Source organism: Bradyrhizobium sp. ERR14, from assembly GCF_014198235.1.
Taxonomy (GTDB): Bacteria; Pseudomonadota; Alphaproteobacteria; order Rhizobiales; family Xanthobacteraceae; genus Bradyrhizobium.
On the sequence record NZ_JACIHD010000001.1, the window covers coordinates 583,738 to 596,989 of the forward strand.

Below are 13,252 nucleotides of genomic sequence, written 5' to 3' on the forward strand. Positions count from 1 at the left end.
AGGGTGCCGGGTTGAGCGGCCGCGGACTGGACGATGGATCACATCGGACGATGGATCACATCGCCGGGAACGCTGGCCAGCTTCCGGGATGTGGCCGCCGGTCGACGGGTCGGGTATCGCTGCGCCATCAGGACGGCGTGAGCGGCGGTATCTTGATCGGTCTCCTCTGGGCTTGCCTTTCCATGGCGAATGCGACGATTTGCACCTTTGGTTCCATCGCCTTGAGTCCGTCACCTTTCCGCGCATTTCATGCTGCCAGCGGGCGGCTGTCCGCGATTTCCGGGAGTCCACGATGATCGGTCTTGTTCGCGCCGTCACAATCTGCGCCACGCTGGCGCTCGGCTTCAGCGCAGCACACGCTGCCGACAAGGCGTTCAAGCGCGATGACCTCGCCGATTCCGCGATCAAGCTGGAGGCCCAGATCAAGAGCGAGGCTGGGCCCGTCGCCAAGACCAATGCGACGCTGAAGACGGACGCCGACGCCGCCTTCCGGCGCAATGATTACCGCACCGGTCTGTCGGTGCTCGGCCAGATCGCGGCGACCACGCCGGAAGACGCTGGCAACTGGCTGCGGCTTGCCAAAGTCATCTTCCAGATATCGCCGAAAAGCTCGAGCGAGCGGACCTTCCTGCTGGAACGCGCCTCGACCGCGGCCTACATCGCCTACCTGCGCGCCGGCAATCCGGGCGAGGAGGCCGACGCGCTTGCGGTGCTCGGCAAGTCGCTGTCGGAGCGCAAGCTTTGGCGGCCGGCGCTGGATTCGCTGCGCCTGGCGCTCGACCTGCGCGAGGTCGCCGACGTCCGCGGCCAATATGAGAAGATGCGGGACGAGCATGGCTTCCGGCTGCTCGACTACACCGTGGACTCGGATTCGGCGAGCCCGCGGGCCTGCTTCCAGTTCTCCGAGGAATTGGCAAAACGCACCGACTTCGCGCCGTACCTCGCGCTGGCGGGGCAGGACAAGCCGGCGCTGTCGGCCGAAGGCAAGCAGCTCTGCGTCGACGGGCTGAAGCACGGCGAGCGCTACAACATCAATCTGCGCGCCGGCCTGCCGTCCACCGTGAAGGAGGGGCTGCCGAAATCGGCCGAGTTCAACGTCTATGTGCGCGACCGCAAGCCGTTCGTGCGCTTCACCAGCCGGGCTTATGTGCTGCCCCGAACCGGCCAGCGCGGCATCCCCGTGGTCAGCGTCAACACGCCCGCGGTCAATATCAACGTGTTCCGGATCGGCGACCGCAATCTGATCAACACGGTGGTCGACAGCGATTTCCAGAAGACGCTGTCGAAATACCAGCTCTCCGATCTCGGCGACGAGCGCGGCGTAAAAGTCTGGACCGGCGAGCTCGCGACCGCGATGACGCTGAACCAGGACGTCACCACGGCATTCCCGGTCGACCAGGCGCTGGGTGAGCTCCAGCCCGGCGTCTACGTGATGACGGCCGCCGCCAAGGGCCCGGGCTCGGACGACGATTACCAGCTCGCCACGCAATGGTTCATCGTCTCCGATCTCGGGGTGTCCGCCTATTCCGGCAATGACGGTATCCATGTGTTCGTGAACTCGCTGGCCTCGACCGATCCGGTCGGCAAGGCTGAGGTCCGGCTGGTTGCCCGCAACAACGAGATCCTGGCGACCCGCAAGACCGACGACAGTGGCCACGTGCTGTTCGAGGCGGGGCTTGCGCGCGGCGAGGGCGGCCTGTCGCCGGCGATGCTGACGGTCACGGGCGAGAAGGCCGATTATGCCTTCCTAAGCCTGAAGTCCTCCGCCTTCGATCTGTCCGATCGCGGCGTCTCCGGCCGCGTGGTGCCCGCAGGCGCCGATGCCTTCGTCTATGCCGAGCGTGGCGTCTACCGCTCCAGCGAGACCGTCTATCTCACCGCGCTGTTGCGCGACGGGCAGGGCAATGCCGTCAGCGGCGGACCGCTGACGCTGGTGATCGAACGTCCTGACGGCGTCGAATACCGACGTGCCGCGCTCGCCGACCAGGGCGCCGGCGGCCGTACGCTGTCCGTGCCGCTCAACTCGGCCGTTCCGACCGGGACGTGGCGGGTGCGCGCCTTCACCGACCCGAAGGGCTCCTCGGTTGGCGAGACCACCTTCATGGTCGAGGACTATGTTCCCGATCGGATCGAATTCGACTTGTCCGCCAAGGACAAGCTGATCAAAGCTAACGCTCCAGTGGAGCTTAAGGCGGACGGCCATTTCCTCTATGGCGCGCCCGCGTCCGGCCTGCAGCTTGAAGGCGACATGCTGGTCGCGCCCGCAAGCGAACGTCCGGGCTTTGCCGGCTACCAGTTCGGCGTCGCCGATGAGGAGACCACCTCCAACGAGCGCACGCCGCTTGAGAACCTGCCCGAGGCCGACGCCAACGGCGTTGCGACCTTCCCGGTGACGCTGGACAAACAGCCGGCCTCGACCCGTCCGCAGGAGGCACAGATCTTCGTCCGCATGGTGGAGACCGGCGGCCGCGCCGTCGAGCGCAAGATCGTGCTGCCGGTTGCGCCCGCGACCGCCCTGATCGGCGTCAAGCCGCTGTTCGGTGACAAGAACGTCGCCGAGGGCGACAAGGCCGAGTTCGATGTCGTGTTCGTCTCGCCCGAGGGCGAGAAGCTGCGCCGCGACGGCCTGCGCTACGAGCTCCTGAAGATGGAGTCGCGCTACCAATGGTACCGCCAGAACAATTACTGGGAGTACGAGCCGGTCAAGTCGACCTCGCGCGTCGCCGACGGTGATGTGACGGTTGCCGCCGACAAGCCGGCGCGGATTTCGCTCAACCCCCAGCCTGGGCGCTACCGGCTCGATGTGAAGTCGAACGATGCCGATGGCCCGGTGACCTCGGTGCAGTTCGACGTCGGCTGGTATTCCGACGGCAGCGCCGACACGCCGGACCTCCTGGAGACCTCGATCGACAAGCCGCAATATTCCTCCGGCGACACCATGACGGTGTCGGTCAATGTCCGCAGTGCCGGCAAGCTCACCATCAACGTGCTCGGCGACCGCCTGCTGACGACGCAGACGATCGACGTCAAGGAAGGCACCGCGCAGGTGAAGCTCCCGGTCGGCAAGGACTGGGGCACCGGCGCTTACGTGGTGGCGACGCTGCGCCGGCCGCTCGATGCCGCGGCCCAGCGCATGCCGGGCCGGGCGATCGGCCTGAAATGGTTCGGCATCGACAAGCAGGCCCGCACCTTGCAGGTCAAGCTGTCGCCGCCGGCGCTGATCCGGCCGAACGCAGCGTTGACAATCCCGGTCAAGCTCGACGGGCTCAATCCGGGCGAGGACGCCAAGATCGTCATCGCCGCGGTCGATGTCGGTATCCTCAACCTCACCAATTACAAGCCGCCGGCGCCGGACGATTACTATCTCGGCCAGCGCCGCCTGAGCGCCGAAATCCGCGATCTCTACGGGCAGCTGATCGATGGCATGTCCGGTACGCGCGGCCAGATCAAGTCCGGCGGTGACGCCGGCGCTGGTGAGCTGCAGGGTTCGCCGCCCGCGCAAAAGCCGCTGGCGCTCTATTCCGGCATCGTCACGGTTGGCGCCGATGGCAGTGCGGAAGTCAGCTTCGACATTCCGGAGTTCGCCGGCACCGCACGCGTGATGGCGGTGGCGTGGACCGCGACCAAGCTGGGCCGCGCCAACACCGACGTCGTGATCCGCGACCCCGTCGTGCTGACCACGACGCTGCCGCGCTTCCTGCTCAACGGCGACCACGGCACGGTCAACCTCGAGATCGACAATGTCGAGGGGCAGGCCGGCGACTACGTCATCAACGTGAAAACGGGTGGACCGGTGAAGATGACCGGCAATCCCGCGACCACGGTCAAGCTCGCCGCCAAGCAGCGCAACTCGTTCACGCTCGCGATCGACGCGACCGCGGCCGGGCAGGCGACGCTCGACGTCGACATCAAGGGACCGAACGGGCTGACGCTGGCGCGCCACTACGCGTTCGACGTCAAGGCGGCGACGCAAGTGCTGGCGCGGCGTTCGATCCGGACGCTGGCGAAGGGCGAGAGCCTGACGCTGACCTCGGACATGTTCTCCGACCTGGTGCCGGGCACCGGCAGCGTCTCGGTCTCGGCGAGCCTGTCGACCGCGCTCGATGCGGCGACGATCCTGAAGGCGCTCGACCGCTATCCCTATGGCTGCTCGGAACAGATCACGAGCCGCGCGATGCCGCTGCTCTATGTCAACGACCTCGCGGCCGGCGCGCACCTCGCCATGGATACCGAGGTCGACCAGCGCATCCGCGATGCGATCGAGCGGCTATTGGCCCGCCAGGGCTCGAACGGCTCGTTCGGCCTGTGGTCGGCCGGCGGCGACGATGCATGGCTCGACGCCTATGTGACGGACTTCCTGACCCGCGCCCGTGAGAAGGGTTTTGCGGTGCCGGACGTGCTGTTCAAGAACGCGCTCGACCGTATCCGCAATTCCGTCGTCAACGGCAACGAGCCGGAGAAGGACGGCGGGCGCGATCTCGCTTATGGCCTCTACGTGCTCGCACGCAACGGCGCAGCGCCGATCGGCGATCTCCGCTATCTCGCCGACACCAAGCTGAACAACCTCGCGACGCCGATCGCGAAGTCGCAGCTTGCGGCGGCTCTCGCCCTTGTTGGCGACCGCAATCGCGCCGAGCGGGTCTATGGCGCCGCCCTCGACAGCCTCGCGCCGAAGCCTGTCCTGGAGTTCGGCCGCACCGACTACGGCTCGCAGCTTCGCGATGCCGCAGCTTTGGTGTCGCTTGCCAGCGAAGGCAATGCGCCGAAGGCGACGCTGACGCAGGCGGTGTCGCGGGTCGAGACCGCGCGCGGGCTGACGCCCTACACCTCCACGCAGGAGAATGCGTGGCTGGTGCTGGCGGCGCGAGCGCTGGCCAAGGAGAACCTGTCCATGGAAGTGGATGGCCAGCCGGTCAAGACCGCGCTCTATCGCAGCTACAAGGCGGACACGTTGAGCGGCAAGCCGCTGAAGATCACCAACACCGGCGATGCGCCGGTGCAGGCGGTGGTCTCGGTGTCGGGCTCGCCGGTGACGCCGGAGCCGGCCGCGTCCAACGGCTTCAAGATCGAGCGCAATTACTTCACGCTCGACGGCAAGCCGGCCGACATCAGCAAGGTCAAGCAGAACCAGCGCTTTGCCGTGGTGCTGAAGATCACCGAGGCCAAGCCCGAGTACGGCCACGTCATGGTGTCCGACTATCTGCCGGCGGGCCTGGAGATCGACAATCCGAAGCTGGTCTCATCGGGCGACAGCGGCACGCTGGACTGGATCGAGGACGGCGAGGAGCCTGAGGATACCGAGTTCCGCGACGATCGCTTCACGGCGGCGGTCGATCGCGCCTCGGATTCGAAGTCGGTCTTCACCGTCGCCTATATCGTGCGCGTGGTCTCGCCCGGCAAATACGTGCTGCCGCAAGCCTATGTCGAGGACATGTACAACCCCTCGCGCTACGGCCGGACGGGCACGGGCACGGTCGAGGTGCGGACGGCGAAGTGAGTGCTGATTGAATGAGCGCAGCGGAGCCACATACTCAGTCGTCATGCCCGGGCAAAAGCGCGGAGCGCGTCTTCGCGCAAATGTCCCGGGCATCCACGAACTGTGGCGCAGCGGGCAAGAACGTGGATGGCCTGGACAAGCCCGGCCATGACGCAGCAAGGGGCCGCGGCCTTCGTATCCTCTCCGCCCTCGCACTCTCTTTCATCCTCGCCATCACCGGCTTCGTCGGCTGGGTCTACTCGCTCGGACCTCTCCCGCTCGACGAAGCCCGGCACGTCTCCACCACCATCGTCGACCGCAACGGCAAGCTGCTGCGCGCCTACGCCATGGCCGACGGCCGCTGGCGGTTGCCGGTCGATGCCAAATCCAGCGTCGACCCGACCTATCTCAAGCTGCTGTTCGCCTATGAGGACCAGCGCTTCTATGCCCACAACGGGCTCGACCCGCTCGCACTCGGTCGCGCCGCGTTGCAGATTGCGACGCGCGGCCACATCGTCTCTGGCGGCTCGACCATCAGCATGCAGCTGGCGCGGCTGATGGAGCCGCGGCGGCAGCGCTCGCTCTACGCCAAGCTGCGGCAGATGGTGCGCGCGATCGAGATCGAGCGCAGCATGAGCAAGGAGCAGATCCTCGACCTCTATCTCGCGCTCGCGCCTTACGGCGGCAATCTCGAGGGCATCCGCGCCGCCTCGATTGGCTATCTCGGCAAGGAGCCGAAGCGGTTGTCGCTGGCCGAAGCCGCGCTGCTGGTCGCGCTGCCGCAGTCGCCGGAGACGCGCCGCCTCGATCGCCATCCCGAGGCCGCGCGCAAGGCACGCGATCGCGTGCTCGACCGCATGGTCGAGGAGCATGTGGTCAGCGTGGACGACGCAAGGCAGGCCAAGGCCGTGCCCGTACCAAGGCTGCGCAAGCCGATGCCGATCCTGGCGCCGCATGCGTCCGACACGGCACTGTCGACCGTCAAGGATAAGCCGGTCATCAAGCTGACGCTCGACGCGAACCTGCAGAAGGTGCTGGAGCCGCTGGCGCGCGACCGCGCCATTGCGCTCGGGCCGAACATCTCGGTCGGCATCATCGTGGTCGACAATGAGAGCGGCGACGTGCTCGCGCGCGTCGGCTCGGCGGATTATTTCGACGAGAGCCGGGCAGGGCAGGTCGACATGACCCGTGCGATCCGCTCGCCGGGCTCGACGCTGAAACCTTTCATCTACGGGCTCGCCTTCGAGGACGGTTTCGTCCATCCGGAGAGCCTGATCGACGATCGGCCGGTCCGCTTCGGCTCCTACGCGCCGGAAAACTTCGACATGACCTTCCAGGGCACGGTGCCGGCGAGGAAGGCGCTGCAACTCTCGCTGAACGTGCCGGCGATCGTGCTGCTCGATCGCGTCGGATCGAGCCGGCTGGCGTCGCGACTGCGGCAGGCCGGCGGCAATCTGGTTCTGCCCAAGGACGAAGCGCCGGGGCTTGCCATGGGTCTGGGCGGCGTCGGCGTGACGCTGCAGGATCTCGCCCAGCTCTATACGGGCTTTGCCCGCCTCGGCACCACCAAGCCGCTGCGCGAGGTGATCGCTGACAAGGACGACCGCGAGCCGCTCCGGCTGCTGGATCAGGTCGCGGCCTGGCAGGTCGGCAACGTGCTGCTGGGAACGCCGCCGCCGGAGAACGCCGCTCACAACCGCATCGCCTTCAAGACTGGCACCTCCTACGGCTATCGCGACGCCTGGTCGGTCGGGTTCGACGGCCGGATGACCATCGGGGTCTGGGTCGGCCGGCCCGACGGCGCGCCGGTTCCCGGCCTGATCGGGCGCGTCGCCGCCGCACCGATCCTGTTCGATGCCTTCGCCCGCAGCGGCAAGACGCTGACCGCATTGCCGAAGCCGCCAAAGGGAACCCTGGTTGCCAGCAACGCCAAGCTGCCGTTGCCGCTGAAGCGGTTCCGTCCGGTGGGGGAACTGGTGCGGACCGGCCGTGAGCAGGCGCTGCGTATCCAGTTTCCGCTGAACGGCTCGCGGATCGACGTCGATCGCTCCGGGGGGCAGGAGAGCGCCGCGATGCCGGTCAAGGTCGCGGGCGGCGTGCTTCCCATGACCGTCATGGTCAACGGTACGGCGCTCGGCGAGATCGACGGACGCCGCCAGCGCCTGATCGATCCGCCGGGTCCGGGCTTTGCGCGGCTCACCGTGATCGACGCCACGGGCGCCGCGGACACAGTCGTCATTCGAATTCAATGACCCTGCCTTAAGCGGTTGTGGCGATGGCGGTTTCAGCGTAAGCGGAACCAATGGCCGAGACCTACCCAACCCCCCGTTTTGGAGCGCCCCGCGAGCCAAAATCGCCTGCAAATCCGGGCAGCGGGCTCGTGCGCATGCTCGATGTCGCCACGGCCAGCCATGCCCGCGCCGTTGCCTTCCTGCTCGTGTGCGCGCTGCTGTTGTTCCTGCCGGGCTTCTTCACGATCCCGCCGATCGATCGCGACGAGGCGCGGTTCGCCCAGGCCACCAAGCAGATGGTCGAGAGCGGCGACTATGTCGATATCCGCTTTCAGGAGGACGTCCGCTACAAGAAGCCGGTCGGCATCTATTGGTTGCAATCGGCGACGGTCGAAGCCGCCTCGATGCTCAAGCTGCCGAAGGCCGAATTGCGGATCTGGGTCTACCGGCTGCCGTCCCTGTTCGGGGCGATCGGCGCCGTGCTCATGACCTATTGGGCCGCGCTCGGCTTCGTCACGCGGCGTGCCGCGGTGCTGGCGGCCCTGATGATGTGCGCTTCGGTGCTGCTCGGCGTCGAGGCGCGGCTCGCCAAGACCGACGCGATGCTGCTGTTCTGCGTGACCGCCGCGATGGGTGCGATGGCGCGAGCCTATCTGTCCTGGCAGCGCGCCGAGGACGAGACGCATCCGCCGTGGAGCTGGCCCGCGATCTTCTGGACCGCGCTTGCGGTCGGCATCCTGATCAAGGGCCCACTGATCCTGATGTTCGCAGGGCTGACCATAGCCGCGCTCGCGATCCAGGACCGCGATGCCTCCTGGCTGTGGAAGCTGCGCCCGGTCTGGGGCCTGATGTGGATGCTGGTGCTGGTGCTGCCCTGGTTCGTCGCGATCTTCTGGCGCGCGGGCGATGCCTTCTTTGCCGATTCCGTCGGCGGCGACATGCTGAGCAAGATCGGCGCCCAGGAATCCCATGGTGCGCCGCCTGGACTTTACCTGGCGCTGTTCTGGATCACGTTCTGGCCGGGCGCACCGCTCGCGGCGATGGCGGCACCCGCGGTGTGGCGGGCGCGGCGTGAGCCCGGCGCGCAGTTTCTGCTGGCCTGGCTGATCCCGTCCTGGATCGTGTTCGAGGCGGTGCTGACCAAGCTGCCGCATTACGTGCTGCCGCTGTACCCGGCGATCGCCATCCTCACCGCCGGTGCGGTGGAGCGGCGCGTGCTGTCGCGCTCCTGGCTGATGCGCGGTTCGGCCTGGTGGTTCGCGATCCCCGCGGCCACCTCGATCATCGCGGTGGTCGGCGCCGTGATGCTGACGCGGCAGCCCGCTTTTGTGGCTTGGCCGTTTATCGCGGCATCGCTGATTTTCGGCCTGTTCGCCTGGTGGCTCTACGACAACAACCGCGCCGAGCGCTCGCTGCTCAACGCGCTGGTTGCGGCCTTGATGCTGGCGGTGGTGGTGTATGGCATCGTGCTGCCGTCGCTGACGCCGCTGTTTCCGAGCATCGAGATCGCGCGCGCCTTGCGCAACGTCACCTGTGTCGGGCCAAAGGCGGCTGCGGCCGGCTATCACGAGCCGAGCCTCGTCTTCCTGACGGGCACCCAGACCCTGCTCACGGACGGGTCGGGCGCGGCCGACTTCCTGAGGCAGGGCAGCTGCCGCTTTGCGCTGATCGAGCAGCGTTCGGAGCGGAGCTTCGTGCAGCGCGCCGAGGCGATCGGGCTGCGCTACAAGGTTGGCACCCGCATCGACGGCTACAATTTCTCGCAAGGGCGCGCGATCTCGATCTCGATCTTCCGCTCGGAAGGCACCGAATAGGATGCCTGTTACGACCAGCCCCGCGCCCCGTCCGGGCTATCCCGCGCAATTGCTCGCCGTGTCCCGGAGCGCGCTGGCGCAGCTCGTCCGCACGCCCTCGCATTCGCGCCGCGCAGAGGCCGCGCGAAAGCTGGCGCGGCATTCGCTGTGGCTCAGTGCGACGGGCGCGGCTCTCGTCATCGCGCTGATGCTCGCGTTCGACCAGACCGAGATCCAGCTGATGCCGGCGCGCGGCACGCCAAGCCTGTGGCCGATCCGCATCCTCACCGATTTCGGCAAGGACGAGTACCTGCTCTCGGTGCTCGGGGGCGTGCTGGTGGTGTTGGCGTTCGTTGCGGCGGGGCTTCACGGCACAAGCCGCGCGCTGCTCCTCGGTCTCGGCACACGGCTGCAGTTTGTGTTTCTGTCGATTGCCGTGTCGGCATTCGTTGCCGAGGTCCTGAAATATGTCATCGGCCGCGGACGTCCGTTTGTCGGCGGCAAGGCCAATCCGTTCAACTTCGTGCCGTTCGAGGGGACGGGGGCCTACGCCAGCCTGCCGTCGGGCCATGCCGTGGCAGCGTTCGCGCTGGCGTTTGCCGTGTCGGCATTGTGGCCGCGCTTGCGCGTGTTCATGTTCGCTTACGCAATCGTGATCCTGTTGACGCGGCTGGTGCTGGTCGCCCATCACCCGAGCGACGTCGTGGCCGGCGCCCTGGTCGGCACGGTCGGCGCCATGGCGGTCCGCTATTGGTTCGCGGCCAGGCGGCTGGGTTTTGCCATCCGCGCGGATGGCACCATTGTGCCTCTTCCGGGGACAGTCTCGGGCCATCTCAAAAGGGTTGCCCGCGGGGCATCCGCCCCATAAAAGCGGCTGCCTGCCGGGACCGCCGGTTCCCAGGGGTCCCCAGGCCCACTTCCAACCACGAGCCGCCTTTGTCGACGTCCCAGCCCTCGGTTTCCATCGTCGTTCCCGTGCGCAACGAAGCCGACAACATCGCGCCGCTGATCGCGGAGATCGGCGCGGCGCTCGATGGCCGCTGGGCCTATGAGATCATCTACGTCAACGACGGCTCGACCGATGCGACCGGCGAACGGCTCGCGGCGATCATGGCGCAGCGGGACAATCTGCGCCAGCTTCGCCACGCCAGATCAGGCGGCCAATCCGCGGCCGTGCGCAGCGGCGTGCGCGCGGCGCGCGGGGCGATCGTGGCGACGCTCGATGGCGACGGCCAGAACAATCCAGCCTTCCTGCCCGACCTGATCGCGGCGGTCGAGAAGGGAGCAGGGCGCGTCGGCCTCGCTGCGGGGCAGCGCGTCGGACGCAAGGATACCGGCTTCAAGAAATTCCAGTCGCGCGTGGCCAACGGCGTCCGCAACTCCATCTTGAAGGACGGCACGCGGGACACCGGCTGCGGGCTCAAGGCATTCCGCCGCGAGGTCTTCCTGATGATGCCCTATTTCGACGGGCTGCATCGCTTCCTGCCGGCGCTGGTCCGCCGCGAAGGCTACGACATCGCCTACGTCGACGTGATCGACCGGCCGCGCCATTCCGGCGTGTCCAACTACGGCTTCTTCGACCGGCTGTGGATCGGCATCATGGATCTCGCCGGCGTATGGTGGCTGATCCGCCGCAAGAAGCCGACACCAGATGTGACTGAGGTGAACGCATGATCATTCAATACGGTCAGGCGCTGAGCAATTATCTTTACGACGTCTTCGTCGCCAAATTCGATTTCTGGCTGGCATTCGGCCTCGTCGCGCAGCTGTTCTTCACCGCGCGCTTCCTGGTGCAGTGGATCGCGAGCGAGCGCGCCGGCAATAGCGTGGTGCCGATGGCGTTCTGGTTCTGCTCGATGGGCGGCGGACTGATGACGCTGGTCTACGGCGTCGTGAAGCGCGAGCCGGTCATCATCCTCGGACAATCGCTCGCGACCATCATCTATATCCGCAACATCATGCTGATCATCAAGAACCGCGGCCGCGCCTCGAAGACGCTCGATCGCTGAGCCCAGGTTTTAGTGCGGCAAGGCCGAGGCCGCGCCTGAGGTTGGCAGGGCGGCTGTCTCCGCCTCGGTCCTGCGATAGGGCACGCCGGCCGCGTCGAGCACGGGATAGGCGACCGAGCAGATATGCGAGTGGATGCGCCTGAGGTCGCGCAGCACGTCGAGATGCAGCGACGTCGTTTCGATGGTTTCGGGGCGGCCCTCGCGCAGGCGGTCGAGATGTCGCTCGACCGCGGCGAGCTCGGTGTTGCGTAGCGCGGTTTTCTCAACCAGCAGCTTGCGCGCCTCGTTGGCATCACCGGACATGAAGACCCCGAAGGCGATCCGCAGCGAGTCCATCGTGCGCTTGTGGAAGGCGGCGAGTTCGTCGGCCCCTTCCGCCGAGAACTGGAAGCGCCGCTTGATCTTCTTGGTGGCGAGCTCGCTCAGGCTCTTGTCGATGATGTCGCCGATATGTTCGAGATTGATGGCGAAGGAGATGATCTCCATCGCACGCCGTCCTTCGCTCTCGTCGAGGCTGCCCCGCATCAGCTTGGTCACGTAGAGCTTGATGGCCTCGTCGAGACCGTCGACGAAATTGTCCATCTTGGAGACCTGGTCGACCAGGGCACGGTCGCCGGTCATCATAGCCGCCATCACCTTGCGCAGCATGACTTCAACGAGGTCGCCCATGCGCAGCGTCTCGCGGGCGGCGTCGGCGAGCGCCAGTGACGGCGTCTCCAGCGCGGTCTCGTCGAGATAGCGCGGGCGGGCCGGATCGGCCTCTTGCGCGCGATCGGGCAGGAGGCGTGTCAAGAGGCGCGACATGGTGTCGAGCAGGCCGATGAAGAGGACGGCGGTGCCGACATTGAAGGCGATGTGGAAAGCCGCCGTCATCCTGGCGAGATCTGGCTGCCAGGCGTGCATGTGCTCGGCGATCGTGCCCAGGAAGGGCAGGACGAGGGCAATCCCGACGACGCGGTTGATGAGGTTGCCGACCGGCAGGCGGTAGCTCGCGGGGTCGTCACGCCTGGCGCCCTCGAACACGGGATTGATGGCACTGCCGAGATTGGCCCCGAGCACCAGCGCCAGCGCCGCGTCGGGCGTGATGAACTGCGAATAGGCCAGCGACATGATCAGCAGCACGCTGGCGACGCTCGAATGCACGGCCCAGGTGACGAGGGCGGCGATGACGATGCACAATATGGGATCGCCCGTGATGGCCGACATCACGATGCGGACGCCCGGTGCGTTCTCAGCCGGCGCCAGCGTGTCGAGCAGGATGTGCAGCGAGAGCAGCATCAGGCCGAGGCCGATGCAGACGCGGCCGATGTCCTTGATCCGCGATCGCGGGCCGGAGCGGAAGGCGACGAGGCCGAGCACGAACAGGACCGGCGCGACGGCTGCGATGTTGAACGACAGCACCTGCACGATCAGCGTCGTGCCGACATTGGCCCCGAGCACGATGGCGAGCGCCGCGGCGAGGCTGACGAGGCCTTCGGCGGCGAACGAGCTCGTGATCAGGGCGGTCGCGGTGCTGCTCTGGAGCAGCGCGGTGAGGCCGAGGCCGGCTGCGAAAGCGCTGCCGCGGTTGCTCAGCGCCTTGCCGAGCAGCCGCCGCAGGTCAGGACCGAAGGCGCGCAAGATCCCGCTGTGGACCATATGCAGGCCCCACAGCAACAGCGCAACGCCGCCCATCAGATCGAGCAGAACCAACGTTCCCATGCTCCGTGTCCGGATTGGAGTCGATTGGTGAGGCTAGCGCCA

Annotated in this window: 7 protein-coding genes; 6 read left to right on the forward strand and 1 reads right to left on the reverse strand. The window is 66.9% G+C overall.

Features of this window, described 5'->3' with window-relative positions:
* Window positions 1–292 precede the first annotated feature (292 nt).
* The 6 genes from GGD62_RS03010 to GGD62_RS03035 all read left to right on the forward strand — a co-directional run bounded on the left by GGD62_RS03010 (window position 293) and on the right by GGD62_RS03035 (window position 11,509).
* Window positions 293–5,497 carry an alpha-2-macroglobulin gene (locus GGD62_RS03010; protein ID WP_183707004.1) on the forward strand — a complete coding sequence of 1,735 codons (5,205 nt, stop codon included), beginning with the start codon at window positions 293–295 and terminating at the stop codon, window positions 5,495–5,497.
* A 122-nt stretch (window positions 5,498–5,619) separates the two neighbouring features.
* A complete protein-coding gene (gene pbpC, locus GGD62_RS03015) occupies window positions 5,620–7,728 on the forward strand; it encodes a penicillin-binding protein 1C (protein ID WP_183707005.1) in 2,109 nt (702 codons plus the stop codon).
* A 50-nt stretch (window positions 7,729–7,778) separates the two neighbouring features.
* Window positions 7,779–9,521: a glycosyltransferase family 39 protein gene (locus tag GGD62_RS03020; protein WP_092258356.1), complete on the forward strand. Its 1,743-nt coding sequence runs from the start codon at window positions 7,779–7,781 to the stop codon at window positions 9,519–9,521.
* 1 nt (window position 9,522) lies between these two features.
* Entirely contained in the window at window positions 9,523–10,368 is an 846-nt protein-coding gene (locus tag GGD62_RS03025) for a phosphatase PAP2 family protein (protein ID WP_183707006.1), read from the forward strand.
* A gap of 68 nt (window positions 10,369–10,436) precedes the next feature.
* The gene (locus GGD62_RS03030) at window positions 10,437–11,174 is read left to right on the forward strand and encodes a glycosyltransferase family 2 protein (RefSeq protein ID WP_183707007.1); all 738 of its coding nucleotides are present in this window, start codon (window positions 10,437–10,439) and stop codon (window positions 11,172–11,174) included.
* Window positions 11,171–11,509: a lipid-A-disaccharide synthase N-terminal domain-containing protein gene (locus GGD62_RS03035; RefSeq protein ID WP_018323154.1), complete on the forward strand. Its 339-nt coding sequence runs from the start codon at window positions 11,171–11,173 to the stop codon at window positions 11,507–11,509. The genes GGD62_RS03030 and GGD62_RS03035 overlap by 4 nt, the downstream gene beginning before the upstream one ends.
* Window positions 11,510–11,518: 9 nt before the next feature.
* Here GGD62_RS03035 and GGD62_RS03040 read toward each other — a convergent pair whose 3' ends face one another.
* The gene (locus GGD62_RS03040) at window positions 11,519–13,210 is read right to left on the reverse strand and encodes a Na/Pi cotransporter family protein (protein WP_183707008.1); all 1,692 of its coding nucleotides are present in this window, start codon (window positions 13,208–13,210) and stop codon (window positions 11,519–11,521) included.
* Between the last annotated feature and the right edge of the window lie 42 nt (window positions 13,211–13,252).

Bases quoted from the DNA above. Each gene is read 5' to 3' on its own strand.
- GGD62_RS03010 (WP_183707004.1), top strand. From the start codon at position 293: ATGATCGGTCTTGTTCGCGCCGTCACAATCTGCGCCACGCTGGCGCTC.
- GGD62_RS03020 (WP_092258356.1), top strand. From the start codon at position 7,779: ATGGCCGAGACCTACCCAACCCCCCGTTTTGGAGCGCCCCGCGAGCCA.
- GGD62_RS03025 (WP_183707006.1), top strand. From the start codon at position 9,523: ATGCCTGTTACGACCAGCCCCGCGCCCCGTCCGGGCTATCCCGCGCAA.
- GGD62_RS03035 (WP_018323154.1), top strand. From the start codon at position 11,171: ATGATCATTCAATACGGTCAGGCGCTGAGCAATTATCTTTACGACGTC.
- GGD62_RS03040 (WP_183707008.1), bottom strand. From the start codon at position 13,210: ATGGGAACGTTGGTTCTGCTCGATCTGATGGGCGGCGTTGCGCTGTTG.